This is a genomic window from Lacticaseibacillus mingshuiensis, assembly GCF_016861785.1.
Taxonomy (GTDB): domain Bacteria; phylum Bacillota; class Bacilli; order Lactobacillales; family Lactobacillaceae; genus Lacticaseibacillus; species Lacticaseibacillus mingshuiensis.
The window spans coordinates 1-395 of sequence record NZ_BOLS01000034.1 but is presented as its reverse complement, the minus strand read 5'-3'; the positions used below and the strand labels follow the sequence as shown (position 1 = coordinate 395).

The 395-nt window shown below is 39.0% G+C and carries 2 pseudogenes; both read right to left on the bottom strand.

Features of this window, described 5'->3' with window-relative positions:
• Nucleotides 1-89, bottom strand: a pseudogene (locus JUE67_RS12790) (DUF536 domain-containing protein); the annotation flags it as partial.
• Nucleotides 82-395: pseudogene (locus JUE67_RS12335) on the bottom strand (replication initiation protein); the annotation flags it as partial. The pseudogenes JUE67_RS12335 and JUE67_RS12790, both read right to left, overlap by 8 nt.

Sequence of the window (395 nt, the reverse complement as noted above, 5' to 3'; positions counted from 1 at the left end):
TTTTTTGCTGGTAGTCTTTGGTAGTGATATTGAATGGCTTGTTTGGAGACCTTTAATTCATCAGCAAGTTCTCTAATAGTTTTAGGCATGATTTCCAAACCCCTTTCGGAGTTCAGCAAGTGCTTCTTGTCTTGCTTGATCTCTTATTTTTTTATCGTGCTCGGCCTGTTTATCAGCCAATGCTTGTTTCTCAGTAGAGCCTAGAGTTAACCCCTTAACTTTATCAATGGCACGCCATTTTTCCTGTTCTGTTAATTCACCATTATGCTGAATGTTAAATAGTTTTTGACGTTCATCTTGAAATTGACCTTGTGAGAAGTCGTTAGCGTCTTTCTTTTCAGGCTTCCAAGTAAAAGAATACCCAATCACTGGTTTCCCGCGGCCTTTACCATATT